This window comes from Bradyrhizobium sp. NBAIM01, assembly GCF_020194115.1.
Lineage (GTDB): Bacteria > Pseudomonadota > Alphaproteobacteria > Rhizobiales > Xanthobacteraceae > Bradyrhizobium > Bradyrhizobium yuanmingense.
The window spans coordinates 1,344,709-1,360,831 of record NZ_JADYVU010000001.1 but is presented as its reverse complement, the minus strand read 5'-3'; the positions used below and the strand labels follow the sequence as shown (position 1 = coordinate 1,360,831).

Here is a 16,123-nt window from a genome sequence, read left to right as displayed (position 1 = left end):
TCAAGCCCTAAACTTGCGTGCACTGCAATGATTGCATCCGACAGTTCCCGACAGCGCAGCGTGAAGAACGGTTCCGAGCGCGCCGAACATCTCGCCGGCCTGATTATGGCGCTCGCCCGCCGCGAAGGCATGAAGGCCGGAGACCGCCTGATCGAACAAAGGCTTGCGGATGCTCTCGACCTTTCACGCGCGCCGATCCGGCTCGGCCTGAAGGCTCTGGAAGCGGCGGGACTGGCGCGCGGCGAGCCGCATCGCGGCTTTGTGCTGGCAAAGAATCCCACCAGCGGCGCTGCCCAGCCGGCGCTCGCGGCGGTCAGGCGCAACGAGCAGGTTTATGCAACCATTGCAGGCGACGTACTCGCAACACGGCTACCCGCCGACGTCACCGAAGCAGAGCTGATGCGCCGCTATGGCCTCAGCCGGGCCGAACTACAGCGGCTGCTCGACCGGATCGCGGCCGAGGGCTGGATCGCACGCCTGCCGGGGTATGGCTGGCGCTTTGCGGAGACCGTCTCGAGTCCCGAGGCTTTGGCCCAGGCCACGGCGTTTCGCTCCGTGATCGAGCCGGCAGCCATCGCGCAGCCCGACTTCATGATTCCGCAAGAGGTGATCGCACGCTTGCGCGAGCGCCAGTTGCGTGTCCTCGAAGGCGAGCTCGAGAAGATGACGATCGGTGAGATCTTTCACTCCGGCTGCGATTTCCACGAGGAGATCATCCGCGGGGCCGGCAATCCGTTCTTCATCGAAGCGCTCAAGCGGGTGAACTCGATCAGACGTCTGTTCGCGTATCGCAGCTTCGCCGACCGCGACGGCATGCGCCGGCACGTCCGTGAGCATTTGCGCCTGCTCGACGCTCTGGAAGCACGGCGCTATGCCGAGGCGGCGCGGCTGATGGCAAAACACCTGCAACGCCCGCTGATAGCAGGTCTGTCCTGACGCTCCATCCGGTTGGAGTTTTCGCTGAGGGCTATTGATATGGGTTTTTGGCTTGGTTGGAAAACTCCCTCGGAAAACAATGCCAGTGCCCGTGCTGCAGCGGCTGTGTTGCTGTGGTCGTCTTGGAATTTGATGGAAGCGCGCCCCGGCGCTGATCAGGTTATGGATACTGTGCCGGCCGGCAAGGTAGATGCGCCGGTCCCTCCGCTGCCGGAGCCCGCCGAACGGGCCAGGCGACGGCGTGAACGCCGCGAGCGTTAGCGCGAGGCCCGCGATCGAGCGCGGGGCGCACGCGTCTTAGTTTCTCCGTACGTCGACGGGCCCCAGTCGATGTCCTCCTTAACATCAAGCTGAGCTGCGATCCCGACAAAGCCAATCATCCAGATCGGGACGACCTCGAGCGTGCCCATCATGGCCGACGATAGTCCATTCCGCTCAATGGACGATATCCTGCACATCGCGAGGACGGATCGTGCGCGCACGGTAGTACAGGGCTAAACACTGAAAGAATAGGACCTCTTGAAGTTTGGGTATAGCAGCGGAGTCGGTCGAGAGCATTCCGCCCGGCCATGTCCTGGTGATCGACAGCCGCAACGATCCGCGGGCCGCATCGGCGGGCGCCATGCTGCCGACGCGGATGAAGGTGCGCGGCGCAGCCGCCATCGTGACCGACGGTGCGTTTCGTGACGGCCAGGAGCTGGCTCGGCTGGATTTCCCGGCCTATGCGCGGCAGGTCACGGCGTCGACGCGTTTGTCGTATCATCGCGTCGCGGATCTGAACGTCCCGATCGCCTGCGCCGACGTCGCGGTCTATCCGGGCGATATCATCGTCGGTGATGGCGACGGCGTTACGGTTGTGCCGCTGCATCTGGCGGCCGAGATGGCCGATCTCTGCGAGCGGCGCGACCAGCTGGAGAAGTACTGTCGTATCGCATCTCGGCCGGCGAGCCACTCTACGGCGTCTACCCGCCGACACCGGCCATACGCGCCGACTTCGAGGCATGGAAGAGGCGCCGGAGCAGATCCGGCCAGAGCAACGACGATCCGGGCGGGAGCATGAGATGAGCAAGACATCGCCCACCGCCATGGAGGCGACGATCCGTCGTTATTTCGATGCCTGCAATGCAGCTGATTATGACGGCCTCACAGCCTGCTTCACCGCGGACGCTGTGCACTACTTTCCGCCTGGCCTGCCGGACATTCCATTGCGTGGCGGCTGATACCATCGCTCGCAAATGGATCTGGTGCGTCGAGACGCTCGGCTCGCAATGGACGATCGAGAAGATACTTTGCTCGCCGACGGCGCCGGTTGCCGTGATCGAATGGACGCATTGGAAGCGCAAGCAGAGCACCGCGCTTCGCGGCGACGAATGGTACGTCTTCGACGAGACGACGGACGCATCAAGGAAATCAGGGCCTATTATGCGGCGCCGGCCGATGCCTCCGCGCGGATCTGCCAGCTCGTCGATTTCGACTATCGTGGCCGCGGGTATCATCTTGCTTGCGAATAGCGGGTTTCATCGTACCGCCTGTTGGCGTTGCCACTATCGACAGGTCAGCCTTTGCCATGGCCAGCGACCATCGCCGCTCCGGGTCAGAGCATCGGCTCGAACTGGCAGTGCACGAGCATTTCGGAGACTGAGGCATTGTTCGGCAGCATGAGTGCGGTTTCCGCAAGGCGGGCGATATCGCCCGGCTGGCTCATCTCGTGGCGGGGGATCTCGTCGTCGTTCAGCGTCATGTCGGTGGCAACATAGCCCGGGCAGATCACAGTCGCGCGAATGCCGGCCGCGCGTCCTTCGCGGCGAATGCCGTGGGTGAGTGCAACCACGGCGAATTTGGTCATGGCGTAGCCAACGTTGCTCCCCACGCGCTTTCCAGCGAGAGACCCCAGATTGATGATCCGGCCATGACCGCACATCGCCAGATGGCGCAGGGTTGCTCTGACGAGGCGCAGGGGACCCTTGACGTTCACGCGCCACATTTCATCTAGCTCGTTCTCGCCCTCGTCGGAGACACGGACCTTCGGATTGATACCGGCAGCGTTGACGATGGCGTCGACGCCGCCCCACCGCGCGACCGTTGCGTTGACCCAGGCGGTCGGGCTCTTGGCGTCTTCGGCGTCATAGCGGTGCGTCATGAGCCTCTCGCTTTCGGTGAGGCGGCTCGGATCGCGAAGCCCCGCCGATACGCGAAAGCCCGATTCCAGCAGCCGGTCAACGACGGCGCGTCCGATGCCGCGCGAAGCCCCGGAGACCATGACGATCCGATTGCCGACTTCCAACATCCGCGTCCGTCTCCTGCCGCGAGCCAAGCACCGAGGGAAATGTAAGGGGATGCGTACGAGGACAGTAAGAGAAATTCAGTCTGCCTGCATTGGGCATGCTTATGGCTCGCGGGTGTGCGGCTCGGAGCAGGATATTGGATGTCCTTATGAGGGCAGAATAAATCTGCTGTATGCGTGCGCCGATCTCCGCAAGTAGCTTCCCGCCGCTCTGGCTGACTGCAAGAAAGCCCCTTGCGGATGGGATTTTCAGACTACCGAACGGCGTTGGTGACGGGTGCATCCTCAGGTATCGGGGCTGCAACGGTTCGTCGCCTCCGCGCCGAGAGGCTTGAGGTTCACGCACTGGCGCGCGACGTTCGCAGGCTGGCCAGCCTTTCAGCTGAGACCGGATGTCACGCATGCGCGGTTGACGTGAACGATCTCGACGCTTTGAAGCGCCTTGCGAGTTCGGCCGAATTCGATGTTCTCGTCAACAATGCCGGCCAGTCCCGGCGCAGCAATATTATGGATACAGTCCCTGACGATGTCGACACGCTGGTCGACGTCAATCTGCGGGCGGTCCTGCACCTGACGCGGCTGATTGCACCGGGCATGGCGCACCGCAACCGCGGCCACGTGGTCAACGTCTCGTCGATCGCCGGCCACTACGCTTTCGGCGAGAACGCCACTACATTCAATTCGTCCGTGGCCTATCACGCGACGAAGGCTGGCGTTCATTCGCTGTCGCAGCAATTGCGCGTCGATCTCTACGGCACCTGTGTTCGCGTCACCGAAGTCTCGCCCGGGCGCGTGGCGACGAGCATCTTCCAGAACCAAAACGCTGCCGACAATCCGGATGCCCGCTTCGTCGGAGCATTCGAGACACTTCAATCCGAAGACATCGCCGATGCCATTGCGTTCGCGGTCGGATCGCCGGCGCGGATGAACGTCGCGACGATCGAGGTCGTACCCACGTTCCAGGTCGTCGGTGAACTGCGATTTGCGAGCCGATCCGAGGCCGCGCGTTTGAAAGAGATGAGAAGTGGAGCCGATAATGCCTGAACTCGCAAACCGCCTCAAGACCGTGAAGGTGTCGGCCTCGGCGGCGATGACGGACAAGGCGCGTGAGCTCCGGGATGCCGGCGTCAAGATCGTCGGCCTGTCGTCCGGCGAGCCCGATTTTCCGACGCCGCCGCACGCGATCGAGGCCGCACATCGGGCCGCCCTCGCAGGCGATACCAAGTATCCGGCGCAGCCGGGAACCGTCGCGCTGCGGACCGCGGTCCAGCGCAAGTTCAAGCGCGAGAACAATCTCGACTACGCCCTCGACGAAATCCTGATCGCCAATGGCGGCAAGCAGATCATCTTCAACGCGCTGTTCGCGACCTGCAATCCCGGCGACGAGGTCGTCATTCCGGCGCCAGGCTGGATCACCTATGCCGACATCGTTCTCCTTGCGGAGGCGACGCCCATCGCGGTGCCTTGCCCGGAGAACAACCAGTTCAAGCTCCGCCCCGCGGATCTGGAGGCGGCCATCACGCCTAAAACGAAGTGGTTGATCCTGAATTTTCCCAACAATCCGACCGGCGCTGCCTGCACGCGCGAGGAGATGCGCGCGATCGCCGACGTCATGCTGAAGCACCCCGATGTCTGGATTCTCACCGACGACATCTACGAGCATCTCACCTATGACGGTTTCGAGTTCTGCACCATCGCGGAGGTCGAGCCGAAGCTGAAGCATCGCGTCGTGACCGTGAACGGAGCGTCGAAGGCCTACGCCATGACCGGGTGGCGGGTCGGCTATTGCGGCGGTCCGAAGGACCTGATTGCGGCGATGAACAATGTCCACGGTCAGGCGACCGGCGGAATCTGCACGCTGAGCCAGGCGGCGGCCGTCGCGGTCCTGGACGGTCCGCAGGACTACCTGAAGGAGCGCGCGGACATTTATCGCGACCGCCGCGATCTGGTGGTCAAGCTGCTCAATCAGATTCCGGGCATTACCTGCCACAAGCCGCAAGGCGCCTTCTACGTGTTTCCAAACATCGCGGGCTGCATCGGCAAGACCACGAAGGGCGGGCGACGGCTGGATACCGATGCCGACTTCATTGCAGCTCTGCTGGAAGAACACCATGTCGCGGCTGTCCCGGGCAGCGCCTATGGCATGAGCCCGTACTTCCGGATTTCGTACGCGACCGATACCGAATCACTCAAGGAGGGCTGCCGACGCATCGCCACTTTTTGCGAAGGCCTGCGCTGACCGCGGATCGCGATGGCGGCGCGCCGCTGGTGCAGTGCGAAAGATGCAGCGGGCGGCATTCATCGGTCAAGATCGGAGCAGTTTGCCGAACCAATTGTCATAATCCATCCTGATACCCCCCAACGAAGATGTTCTTGGTCCTGTAGGATGCCGACGCATAAGCTTTGTGCAGCAGAGGGGTATGCCTTGGGATTGCGCAGTCGAGGACGGCCAGCGATGACCACCAGCGACGATGCGGTGGCAGTCTTAGGTGTTCAAGCTCCACCGGCAACCCGGCGGGCATCGCGGTGGCGTCTGGCTCTGCCGGTCGGGCTTCTCGCCGTCCCGATGCTGGCGTTCCTCACGTACTTCTTCTTCTATCCGGCGCTGGGGCTGCTGCTCTCGAGCATCCAGACCCAGGACAGCCGCGGCATCATCGGCCGCCCGTTCACGCTGGCGCACTACGCCCGTCTGATCAACGTCGAGCTCTATGCCCGCGTTCTCTGGACGACGCTGCGGACTAGCATCGTCACCTCGGTGCTTGCGACGGTGCTCGCCTATCCGGTCGCGCTGGTGATGGTCAAGAGCCGCCCGATGGTCACGCGCATCATTACCCTGATCGTCATCGCCCCCCTGATCGTGAGCGTGGTGGTTCGTGGATACGGCTGGCAACTCGTGCTTCAGAACGGTCCGAAGGGGATGCTGAATTGGATGCTGATGACACTGCACATCATCGACGCACCGATATCGGTCCTCTACACCGAGGCCGCCGTCGTCATCGGATCGCTGCACGTGTTCTTTCCGATGATGGTTCTACCGCTGGCCTCGGCACTCGGGAAGATCGATCCCAACCTCGAAGATGCAGCCCGGATGCTGGGCGCGCCATGGTGGAAGGTGTTCCTCCGCGTAACGCTGCCGCTGAGCATGCCCGGTTTCGTGGCGGGCTTTACCCTGGTGTTCTCGCTCACCGCCGGCTCCTTCGTCATCCCCGCGATCCTTGGCGGCGCCTCGGCGGTCATGCTCGGCAATCTGATCGAGCAGCAGATCTTCGTCGTCTACGACTGGCCGTTCGGCGCCGCGATCGCCGTCGTTCTCGTCGGCCTTGTCCTTGCGGTGAACGGCGTCTCGATGTGGCTTCTGGAAGGCCGGCGACTGAGGAGGCCCGAGTGATGGACGAGCGGTTTTCCGGCATCGGCGCCTTCATCCTCTACACGATCACTGCCGGCATGATGCTGTTCATCCTGGCGCCGCTGCTCCTCGTCATGGCAGCGTCGATCTCCGATTCCTATTTCGTGACGTTCCCGCCGCAGGGCTTCACGCTGAAATGGTACGCCAAGGTTCTCCAGGACCGCGACTTCCTCGAGGCGATGAGGCTGAGCATTCTCCTCGCCCTCGGCACGACCGCGGGCTCGCTCCTGTTCGGCGTGCCCGCGGCCTTTGCGCTGGTCCGCGGCAGGTTCTTTGGACTGGCAGCAATCAAGGGGTTCCTGCTGTCGCCGCTGATTTTCCCGGCGCTGGTCACGGGCCTGGCGCTGCTTCAGGTCCTGACCAGGCTTGGCTCGCAGGATGCGCGCCTCAACCTCCTGATCGGGCACGTGGTCGTGACGTCGCCCTATGTCATCCGCACCGTCGTCACCAGCCTTCAGCTCGTGGATGAGAACCTGGAGGATGCCGCGCGCACCCTCGGCGCAAACCGGCTGACGACTTTCTGGCGCGTGACGCTGCCGCAGATCGCCTCGGGCGTCGCCGCCGGCGGACTGTTCGCCTTCATGGTGTCCTTCGACAATTACCCGGTCACGATGTGGCTGGCGAACTCGGAGTACTCGCCCGTGCCGCTCGTCCTGATGCGGCAACTGGTCAACGTCTTTGACCCTTCCGTGCCGGCGATGTCGACGATCATCATCCTGATGGCGATGGTCGGCGTGCTGCTGCTGGAGAAACTGGTCGGCCTTCGCCGCGCGTTGGCTGCCTGATGTGCATTGGTTAGATGGAGATTGGACCCATGAAGCTGACACGTAGGACTCTCATTAAGGCCGGTGCATCCGCGGTTGCATTCCCGGCGATCATCAGCCGGTCGTGGGCGCAGGACACCAAGCAACTGCATGTCGGCGTCTACAACTCCGCGCTGGGCAAGCTGATCCAGAAGGAGGTCATTCCCAAGTTCGAGGCCGAGTTTAAATGCCGCGTCTTCACGATCGAAGGCGCAACGCTTTCGAACATCGCTGCCCTCCGCGCGACGCGCGACACGCCGCGGTTCAGCATGATGATGATGGACGACGTCGGCATCCCGCAGGCCAAGCAGGAGGAGCTGATCGACAAGCTCAATGCGGCCAAGATTCCCAACCTTGCGAAGGTCTATCCGCGCTATCTCTTCGAGGACGGCTATGGCGTCGGCTTCTCGATCTCCAGTGCGGCCATGTTCATCAATCCGCAGGTGACAAAGCCGCTCGAGAGCTATGAGCAGATCTTCGACGCGAAATATCGCAAGCAGATCCTGCTCAACACGCCCAAGAACACCCAGAGTGTGCTCATGCTCATCGTGGCGACGGCGCTCGTGACCGGCAAGCCGCTGAAGGAGGCGCAATACCTGGTCGATAGCGGCTGGGACAAGCTCGCGACCCTCAAGCCCAACGTCCTGACGATCTACGACAGCGAGGCGCAGGTGCTTCAGGTGGCCCAGGGCCAGGCGACGATCGGCGGCATCGAATATTCAAAGGCGATCTATCCGCACACGGCGAAGGGCATGCCAATCGACATGACCTTTCCCAAGGAAGGTGCGTTCACCGGCATCAACAGCATGACGCTGGTCAAGAATGCGCCCGAGCCCGAGCTCGCCTGTGCCCTGATCAACCGCATTCTGGAGCCCTCGGTCGCCAAGATGCTGTCCGAGCAGACGCTCAGTGCACCCTCAGTGGGCGGCATCGACTTCAAGCCGGAGACGGCCAAGTTCCTGGCCTATCCCGACACCAAGGCGACCGATCTCGGACTGTTCACGCCGGATTGGAAGTTCATCGTTCCGCGTCGCGGTCCGTGGCTGGAGCGTTATAACCAGGTGTTCACGAGCTAGGACAGGCTGCCATGAGGTCTTCCGAAGTCAGGCTTGACCGCCTCAGCAAGGAATATAACCGCACCAGTGCGGTCGACGACGTCTCGCTCACGATCGAGCCAGGCCACATGGTGGCGCTGCTTGGTCCGAGCGGATGCGGCAAGACGACCTGCCTGCGCATGATCGCCGGGCTGATCCGCCCGACATCCGGCGACGTTTTCGTGAACGACAAGAGGATGACCGACGTTCCCGTGCATCGCCGCAATGTCGGAATGTTGTTCCAGAACTACGCGCTGTTTCCTCATCTGACCGTCGAGGAGAACATCGCCTTTGGCCTCGAGATGCGCGGCATATCCAAGGCCGATGCCGCAAGGAAGGTGGCCGAGGCGCTCAGCCTCGTGCAGCTCTCGAGCTTCGGCAAGCGCTATCCGGCGCAACTCTCCGGCGGCCAGCAGCAGCGCGTCGCATTGGGGCGCGCCCTCGTGATCGAGCCGGCCATGCTGCTGCTCGACGAGCCGCTCGGGGCGCTCGACAAGGGACTTCGCGAAAGCATGCAGGTCGAGCTGCGCGCCCTTCAGCGCAGGCTCGGCCTGACCACCGTCATGGTCACCCACGACCAGGACGAAGCCCTGACCATGGCCGACAAGATCGTGGTCATGCGCGACGGCAAGCTCGAGCAGGTCGGCTCGGCGACGGAAATCTACCAGCGTCCCGCCTCGAAATTCGTCGCGCAGTTCATCGGCGCGTCGAATCTTTTTCAGGGGCCCGTCGAGCAGCGCAACGGCGGCGGGGCGGTCATTCGTGTGTCGCCCGAACTCAGCCTTCAGGTTGACCAGATCCCGTCGTCGGCCAGCGACGTGATGGTTTCGATCAGGCCCGAGGCGATCGTGGTCGAGCGCGTTGGCCAGAGCCCGGCGGCGCAACGCGCCAACAGCGTCACGGCGCGCGTCGACCAGGCCATCTATCGCGGGTTCGTCAGTCACTACTACCTCAAGACACCGAGTGGCACTCAGATCATCGTATTCGAGCAGAACCAGTCGCAGCAGGCCGGACTTCGATACGCGGTGGGCGAGGAGGTCGTGGCGCGGTGGGAGTCACCCAGCAATCACATCATTGTGCGTCACTGAAGCCGGACGCGAGCGCGACGTCCTGCGGGCAATCGACATCCCTTATACCCGCAGACGAACATCGTCTTGGATCGGCTTGCGCCGCTTGACTAGATCTAGGGGTGGCAGCGCCGCGGGCGTTCGACCAGCGAGGCCCTTTTGTCGATTAATCAGCCCAACGCTCCTTTTGTCGGCACGATCGAGAAAAGCCCGAAGATCAGCCTGATCGGCACGCTTGCAATGCTGGTCGAGGCACCGGGTGATTTCGACCTGGTGCAGCAGGGCCGCATCTGGGCTCTTGCGGATGCGGTTTCCACCTGGCCCAACGTCCAGGAGGCCGTCATTGGCGTCACCAATGTAATGCTCGTATTCGAGCAGCCACCGGCGGATATCGGTATGCTCGGCGCCTCGATCGTCGAACTGTGGCATCGCGTGCCGAGCCGCAAGGCCGACGGCAAGCTCATCGAGATTCCGGTGATCTATGGTGGCGAGCTCGGCTTCGATTTGCCGGCGGTTGCGAACCGCGCCGGCCTGTCCGAACGCGACGTGATCAGGATTCACAGCGAAGGCGAATACACCGTCTGTGCGGTCGCGAGTTCGCCGGGGTTCGGCTATCTCTACGGCCTCGATCCGCGCATCTACATGCCACGCAAATCCGTTCCGTCGCTCAATATGCGCGCAGGTTCGGTGACGATCGGCGGGATGCAGACAGGGGTGGCGGCGCTGACAAGCCCGAATGGATGGAACGCGATCGGATGGGCGCCGGTCGTCATGTTCGATTCGAAGTCAGAGCAGCCGTCGCTCATGCTTCCCGGCGACCGTGTCCGATTCAGAATCGATCGGATCGAGCTGTGATCGAGATATTGACCAGCCCCGCCTTCAACACCATCCAGGATCTTGGCCGCCACGGCGCGCGTCGTTTCGGCGTGAGCACGTCGGGCGCCATGGATCCCGTTGCGCTCGCCGCCGGCAATGCGCTGCTCGGCAATGACGACAATGCGGCCGGCATCGAGATACAGACCTTTCCGTTCCGCCTGCGCTTCCAGGCAGATGCTGCGTTTGCACTCACTGGTGCCGATCACGACGCGACACTGGCGGGATCGGCCGTCCGGCCGTGGTGGTGCACGCGGGCGAAGGCGGACGACGTTCTCGCGATCACAGCGCCGCGGCGTGGTGCGCGGGTCTACATCACGTTCGGCGGCGGTATCGATGTTCCACGCGTGCTGGGCTCGCGCAGCACGCATCTACGCGGCGGCTTCGGCGGGCTGGAGGGTCGTCCCTTGCAGGTGGGCGAAGTCGTGCCGATCGGCAGTTCCTCGGAGAGCAGCGACCGTCGCTTCGATTTCGGCGTCACGCCGCCGGAAGTCGCGATCGCGGGTGCCGCTCCGGCGGATGACCGCGTGCTGCGGATACGCGTCATGCGGGCCGGTGAGTACGACCTGTTCTCGGAGGCGATGCAGGCGACGTTCTGGTCGACGCGATGGCAGATCAGCGCCCGTAGCGATCGGGGCGGCTACCGTCTCACCGGCGGCAAGCTGACATTGGATGCGCCGGTCGAGATGCGCTCGCACGGTGTGGTGGCGGGCGTCGTGCAGGTGCCGCCGGCTGGCGAGCCGATCATCCAGATGAGCGATGCCAACACGGCCGGTGGCTATCCCAAGATGGCGGCCGTGATCCAGGCTGATCTCTGGCGCCTCGGCCAGGCGCCGCCGGGATCGCTCATCGCCTTTAGCGAGGTGAGCTACCAGGACGCGGTTGTGGCCATGGCTCCCGTCAACGACTACCTCGCGAAGTTGCGAGCGACCGCGGATCTCTATCGAGCGCTTTAGAGCATGATCCGGAAAAGTGTGAAGCGGTTTTCCGAAAGGATCATGCTCAAGTGAAAGTGGACGTCAACAATAACAAGAGCAGGGTACGAACATGAAAATCGGCATCAATTCGGACATGGGCGAAGGTTTCGGCAACTATCGCATCTGCGACGACGAGGCGCTGATGGGCATCATCTCCTCCGCCAACGTGGCGTGCGGTTTCCACGCCGGCGATCCCATCATCATGGATCGCATGGTTCGCCTCGCGAAACAGAAGGGGGTCGAGATCGGCGCCCACCCGGGACTGCCCGACCTTCTCGGATTTGGCCGCCGCGTGATTCAGATGGATGCCGCCGAGCTCGAGATGCACATGGTCTATCAGATCGGCGCCTTGCAGGCGATCGCGGCCAATGCAGGCCATCGCGTGACCCATGTCAGCTTCCATGCCGCGATGGGCAACATGGTCAATGCCGACCCTGACATGGCCGATGTCGTTGCCCGTGCGATTGCGACCATCAATCGTGATTTCATCGTGTTCTCGCAGCCTGACGCCGAGATCGTGCGTGCCGCGCGCAAGGTGGGCCTGCGCATCCTCACGCTGTTCCTGGCTGACCGCGCCTATGACGAGCACGGCCACCTGGTGTCGCGCAAGCTTCCCAACTCCGTCATCACCTCGACCGAGGCGGTGGCCGAGCGGGTCAAGCGTTTTCTGGACAGCGGGACGGTGCAGACCATCGAGGGCAAGTCGATCAAGGTCGAGGCGCGCTCGATCCTGATCCACAGCGACACGCCCGGATCGGTCAACCTCGCTGGCACGGTGCGCCGCGTGATCGAGCAGGGCGGTGGCGAGGTCACGCCCGCAACCGTCCTGCTCAACTGAGCGGGCGGATGCGCACGACCGGTGTGCCGTAGCCGACCGTTGCGCCGGTCTTCGCGATCACGGCATCGACGATACCGGCGGCCGGTGCCACGATGGGCGCATACAAGAGCCCGATCTTGACGAGGCCGACGATCGCGCCGGCCTCGATGCGCTGGCCCTGTGCGACGAACGGCTTGTCCCGCCAGGGATGAGCCGCAAGGAAATGCCCTGCGACGTCGGCCTTGGCGACGACGGAACGGTCTGCAGCGGGGGCGGCGAGCGTCGGTGCCGCAGCCATTCGCTGGCCCGTGTCGACGACGAGCTTCAGGGACTGGCCGGGCTCCTCGATCTCGATCGTGTCGACGCCGGACCTTTCGAGGATCTGCGCCAGACGCGCGATGTCGGTCAGCTCTATCGGCATGTTCGGGTCTCCTCGACAAGGCGCACATTGGTCCTGAGCCGATCGAGATAGGCCGACATCTCGGCTTCGGCTGCCAGCGCATCGGTATATGCAGTTTGCTCGAACCGCAGCCTGCTGCCGAGCCGCGCCTGCCCGATGCGCCACAGATCGGCGCCGATCACGGTCGCGATCTTCGGGTAACCGCCGGACGTCTGCGCGTCGCGCATCTGGATGATCGGCTGTCCGTTCGGCGGAATCTGGATCACGCCCGGGACGATGCCGTGCGAGCGCTTCTCGATCGGCACCTTCGGCTTCACGGCGGGGCCCTGCAGGCGGTAGCCGTAACGGTTGCTCTGCGGCGTGATCTTCCAGCTGATGGACCAGAACAGCGCCTGCGTGGCGGCGTCGAACCCGTCATACTCGCCGGCAATCACGACCCTGACGATGGTCTCGTCCACGGCGGTGTTCGGCCGCGCCAGCGTGATCTCGGCCGGCTCGACCCCGAACTCGCCGATGGTCGAAGTCGACGCGGCGCAGGGCAGGATGTCGCCCACCTGGAGCGGCCGTCCGTGCCAGCCGCCGAACTCGCCGCGAAACTGCGTGCTGCGCGAGCCCAGCACCATGGGCACGTCGATGCCACCGCCAACGGTCAGATAGAGCCGTGCGCCGCGGGGCATTGCCTTGATGATCAAGATATCGCCGGTACGGGCGTGCGACCGCCACCATGGCGCAATCACGCGTCCCGCGATTTCGGCCTCGACATCGGCGCCCGTGAGCGCAAAGGCCATGTCGCGCTCGAAACGAAGCTTGAACGGCAGCATCGGGATTTCGATGCCGGCGGCGTTCTCGTGGTTGCCGAGCAGGATGTTGCCAGCGCGCAGCGCGACATCGTCCATCGCACCAGACGTGCCGACCCCGAAGCGATACTGGTCGAAGCGGCCGAGATCCTGGACGCTGGCCGGCCCCGTGACTGACAGGATCTCGATCACCGGATCACCCGTTCGATCTGGAATCGGATCGTATCGCCCGGTGCGAGCGCGGCAGGCGTCGGCCAGGACGGATCGAAGAAGGTCCAGCTCGTGTGCCCGATGGCGTGCCAGCCGCTAGGGCCGGGCGATGCGGAGACGCCGGTCTGCGATCCGCCGATCGACACCGAGCCGCCTGCGGAGCGTTGCAGCGGCGTCTGCCGGCGCGGCATGGTGATGCGCGGGTCCATGCCGCCCAGATAGCAATAGCCGGGATGGCTGCCGAGCGCGAATACGGTGTAGAGCGGGGCGGCATGGATCGAGACCACATCGTCGACGGAGAGGCCGCAATGATCGGCGACGGATTGGAGCTGCGATCCGATCTCGCCGCCGTAGGTGACAGGCAGCCTGATCTCGCGGCCGCCGATCGCGAGGCCTTCCGCCGCGTCCCAGCCGTCGTTGAGCGCGGCGACCAGGGTGTCGAGCTCGCGCGGAGGCGTCTCGAAAGTCAGCATCATGTTGGTGATGCCAGGAATGGCCTCGCGGATTCCGGGCCATTTCGATGCAGTGGCCGCCAGCGCCCAGATGCGCCGCTGATGCGGCAGGTCGAACGCGCCGGGTGCCTCGAACAAGAGAGCTGACGTCCCGAGCAGGCTGATCCGCGGCCGGTCGGACGCCGTCATTGCGCGGCCACCTTCGCATTCATCCAGTGCTCGAGATGGTGGATGTCGTAGCCGCCCCGGCAGAAGGTCGGATCGGCGAGGATCGCCTGATGCAGCGGCACATTGGTTCGGATGCCTTCGGCGCGCAGCTCAGACAAGGCGACGCGTGCACGCGCCATGGCCTCGTCGCGAGTGACGCCGTGGGCAATCAGCTTGCCGATCAGCGAGTCGTAGTGCCGGGGAACGGTGGCGCCGGCGGTGATATGCGAATCGACGCGGATGCCGATGCCGCCGGGAACATCCCAGCGCGTCACCGTGCCGGGCGAGGGCGCGAAAGTGGCGGGGTCCTCGGCATTGATGCGGAATTCAATGGCATGGCCGATACGTGCGATGTCGCCTTGCACGATGCCCAACGGCTCGCCTTGCGCGATCCGGATCTGCGCCTTGACGATGTCGATGCCCGACGTCATCTCGGTGACGGGATGCTCCACCTGGACGCGCGTGTTCATCTCGATGAAGAAGAACTGGCCATCGTCGTAAAGGAATTCGAAGGTGCCGGCGCCGCGATAGCCGATCCGCCGGCAGGCCTCGACGCAGCTCGCGCCTACCTGCTCGATCAGTGCGCGGTCGATGCCTGGCGCGGGGGCTTCCTCGACCACCTTCTGGTTCCTGCGCTGGAGCGAGCAGTCGCGGTCGCCGAGCCAGAGATGATTGTCGTGCTGGTCGCTCAGCACCTGGATCTCGATATGGCGCGGCTTTTCGAGGAATTTCTCCATATAGACCGCAGCGTTCTTGAAGGCCTTGCTGGCTTCCGCGCGGGTCAGCGCCAGCGCCTCGTCCAGCGCGGCCTCGCTGCGCACGATCCGCATGCCGCGTCCGCCGCCGCCACCGGCGGCCTTGATGATGACGGGATATCCGATACCCCGCGCGATCACGTGCACCTCGGCCGGATCATCCGGCAGGGCGCTGTCCGGCCCCGGCACGCAAGGCACGCCTGCCAGCCGCATTGCGCGCTTGGCCGCGACCTTGTCCCCCATGGTGCGGATACAGTCCGCAGGCGGGCCGATGAAAGTGAGACCGGCGCGCGCGACGCGTTCGGCGAAGTCCGCGCTTTCCGAGAGAAATCCGTAACCCGGGTGGATCGCCTGGGCGCCGCTGACCTCGGCTGCGAGCAGGATCGCCGCAACGTTGAGATAGGTGCTGCTCGCCGGCGCCGGCCCGATGCAGAGTGCCTCATCGGCGAGCGCGACATAGCGCGCGTCACAGTCCGCTTCCGAGTAAATGACGACCGTCTTGAGACCCATCGCCCGACAGGCGCGCTGGATGCGAAGCGCGATCTCGCCCCGATTGGCGATCAGGACCTTGTCGAACATCAGGATGAACTCACAGGACCGATCCGGAACAGGGCCTGACCCGCTGCGATCTCCTCACCGTTCTCCGCGAGGACCGCAAGCACGACGCCGGGCGCCTCGGCGGCGATGTCGATGAAGGTCTTCATCGCTTCGATGATGCAGATCTTCTGCCCGGCCTCGATCCGCGCGCCGACCTCGACCAGCGGTGGCTCCTCCGGCGCCGCAGCCCGGTAAAAGATGCCATGCATCGGTGCGGGCACGACAATGTCGGCAGCTGCCGCGGGAGCTGGGCTTTCCTGATGATTGAGAGTGGGGGCCTCAACCTTGACTCGGTTTGTAGACTGGGCCGGAACCGCAGACGCGTCTGTAGACGCGCGCTTGAGGATGCGGATGCGGGTGCCGTCCTGCGTGAGGTCCAGCTCCGCGATGGAAGAGCGTGTAACGAGATCGACGAGTTGTTCGATTCTGGAGAGATCCACGGTCACGT

At 63.9% G+C, this 16,123-nt stretch carries 19 protein-coding genes; 13 read left to right on the top strand and 6 right to left on the bottom strand.

Annotated features, from left to right (window positions below):
- Positions 1 to 60: 60 nt before the first annotated feature.
- The 4 genes from I6F31_RS05915 to I6F31_RS05900 all read left to right on the top strand — a co-directional run bounded on the left by I6F31_RS05915 (position 61) and on the right by I6F31_RS05900 (position 2,447).
- A complete protein-coding gene (locus tag I6F31_RS05915; protein WP_225185051.1) occupies positions 61 to 936 on the top strand; it encodes a GntR family transcriptional regulator in 876 nt (291 codons plus the stop codon).
- Between the two features lie 526 nt (positions 937 to 1,462).
- A complete protein-coding gene (locus tag I6F31_RS05910; protein WP_225185050.1) occupies positions 1,463 to 1,996 on the top strand; it encodes a hypothetical protein in 534 nt (177 codons plus the stop codon).
- Position 1,997: 1 nt separating this feature from the next.
- Positions 1,998 to 2,156: a nuclear transport factor 2 family protein gene (locus I6F31_RS05905; RefSeq protein ID WP_225185049.1), complete on the top strand. Its 159-nt coding sequence runs from the start codon at positions 1,998 to 2,000 to the stop codon at positions 2,154 to 2,156.
- 48 nt (positions 2,157 to 2,204) lie between these two features.
- Entirely contained in the window at positions 2,205 to 2,447 is a 243-nt protein-coding gene (locus I6F31_RS05900) for a hypothetical protein (protein WP_225185048.1), read from the top strand.
- An 83-nt stretch (positions 2,448 to 2,530) separates the two neighbouring features.
- Here I6F31_RS05900 and I6F31_RS05895 read toward each other — a convergent pair whose 3' ends face one another.
- Positions 2,531 to 3,223, bottom strand: coding sequence for an SDR family NAD(P)-dependent oxidoreductase (locus tag I6F31_RS05895; RefSeq protein WP_225185047.1), 693 nt, complete (start codon positions 3,221 to 3,223; stop codon positions 2,531 to 2,533).
- A gap of 237 nt (positions 3,224 to 3,460) precedes the next feature.
- On the opposite strand from I6F31_RS05895, the gene I6F31_RS05890 reads away from it, so the two are divergent.
- The 9 genes from I6F31_RS05890 to I6F31_RS05850 all read left to right on the top strand — a co-directional run bounded on the left by I6F31_RS05890 (position 3,461) and on the right by I6F31_RS05850 (position 12,278).
- Entirely contained in the window at positions 3,461 to 4,264 is an 804-nt protein-coding gene (locus I6F31_RS05890; RefSeq protein ID WP_225185149.1) for an SDR family oxidoreductase, read from the top strand.
- Positions 4,257 to 5,459: a pyridoxal phosphate-dependent aminotransferase gene (locus I6F31_RS05885; RefSeq protein WP_225185046.1), complete on the top strand. Its 1,203-nt coding sequence runs from the start codon at positions 4,257 to 4,259 to the stop codon at positions 5,457 to 5,459. Before I6F31_RS05890 ends, I6F31_RS05885 begins: the two co-directional genes overlap by 8 nt.
- Before the next feature lie 147 nt (positions 5,460 to 5,606).
- Positions 5,607 to 6,608: an ABC transporter permease gene (locus I6F31_RS05880; RefSeq protein WP_225185045.1), complete on the top strand. Its 1,002-nt coding sequence runs from the start codon at positions 5,607 to 5,609 to the stop codon at positions 6,606 to 6,608.
- Entirely contained in the window at positions 6,608 to 7,411 is an 804-nt protein-coding gene (locus I6F31_RS05875; RefSeq protein ID WP_225185044.1) for an ABC transporter permease, read from the top strand. Before I6F31_RS05880 ends, I6F31_RS05875 begins: the two co-directional genes overlap by 1 nt.
- Positions 7,412 to 7,440: 29 nt before the next feature.
- The gene (locus I6F31_RS05870) at positions 7,441 to 8,505 is read left to right on the top strand and encodes an extracellular solute-binding protein (RefSeq protein ID WP_225185043.1); all 1,065 of its coding nucleotides are present in this window, start codon (positions 7,441 to 7,443) and stop codon (positions 8,503 to 8,505) included.
- Between the two features lie 11 nt (positions 8,506 to 8,516).
- The gene (locus tag I6F31_RS05865) at positions 8,517 to 9,611 is read left to right on the top strand and encodes an ABC transporter ATP-binding protein (protein WP_225185042.1); all 1,095 of its coding nucleotides are present in this window, start codon (positions 8,517 to 8,519) and stop codon (positions 9,609 to 9,611) included.
- Positions 9,612 to 9,749: 138 nt separating this feature from the next.
- Complete coding sequence (pxpB, locus tag I6F31_RS05860; RefSeq protein ID WP_225185041.1) at positions 9,750 to 10,445, top strand: 5-oxoprolinase subunit PxpB; 696 nt, start codon at positions 9,750 to 9,752, stop codon at positions 10,443 to 10,445.
- The gene (locus I6F31_RS05855; protein WP_225185040.1) at positions 10,442 to 11,419 is read left to right on the top strand and encodes a biotin-dependent carboxyltransferase family protein; all 978 of its coding nucleotides are present in this window, start codon (positions 10,442 to 10,444) and stop codon (positions 11,417 to 11,419) included. The genes pxpB (I6F31_RS05860) and I6F31_RS05855 overlap by 4 nt, the downstream gene beginning before the upstream one ends.
- Before the next feature lie 91 nt (positions 11,420 to 11,510).
- A complete protein-coding gene (locus I6F31_RS05850) occupies positions 11,511 to 12,278 on the top strand; it encodes a 5-oxoprolinase subunit PxpA (protein WP_225185039.1) in 768 nt (255 codons plus the stop codon).
- Here the strand turns inward: I6F31_RS05850 and I6F31_RS05845 are convergent.
- From I6F31_RS05845 to I6F31_RS36655, 5 genes are read right to left on the bottom strand one after another with little or no spacing between them, the layout of a single operon-like run.
- The gene (locus tag I6F31_RS05845; protein ID WP_225185038.1) at positions 12,271 to 12,678 is read right to left on the bottom strand and encodes an acetyl-CoA carboxylase biotin carboxyl carrier protein subunit; all 408 of its coding nucleotides are present in this window, start codon (positions 12,676 to 12,678) and stop codon (positions 12,271 to 12,273) included. The genes I6F31_RS05850 and I6F31_RS05845 overlap by 8 nt on opposite strands.
- Complete coding sequence (locus I6F31_RS05840; RefSeq protein ID WP_225185037.1) at positions 12,669 to 13,646, bottom strand: biotin-dependent carboxyltransferase family protein; 978 nt, start codon at positions 13,644 to 13,646, stop codon at positions 12,669 to 12,671. The genes I6F31_RS05845 and I6F31_RS05840 overlap by 10 nt, the downstream gene beginning before the upstream one ends.
- Positions 13,643 to 14,305 (bottom strand): 5-oxoprolinase subunit PxpB, encoded by a 663-nt coding sequence (pxpB, locus tag I6F31_RS05835; protein ID WP_225185036.1) that lies wholly within the window; start codon positions 14,303 to 14,305, stop codon positions 13,643 to 13,645. The genes I6F31_RS05840 and pxpB (I6F31_RS05835) overlap by 4 nt, the downstream gene beginning before the upstream one ends.
- Positions 14,302 to 15,657, bottom strand: coding sequence for an acetyl-CoA carboxylase biotin carboxylase subunit (gene accC / locus I6F31_RS05830; protein ID WP_225185035.1), 1,356 nt, complete (start codon positions 15,655 to 15,657; stop codon positions 14,302 to 14,304). The genes pxpB (I6F31_RS05835) and accC overlap by 4 nt, the downstream gene beginning before the upstream one ends.
- Positions 15,657 to 16,115, bottom strand: coding sequence for a biotin/lipoyl-containing protein (locus tag I6F31_RS36655; RefSeq protein ID WP_225185034.1), 459 nt, complete (start codon positions 16,113 to 16,115; stop codon positions 15,657 to 15,659). Before I6F31_RS36655 ends, accC begins: the two co-directional genes overlap by 1 nt.
- Positions 16,116 to 16,123: the final 8 nt, after the last annotated feature.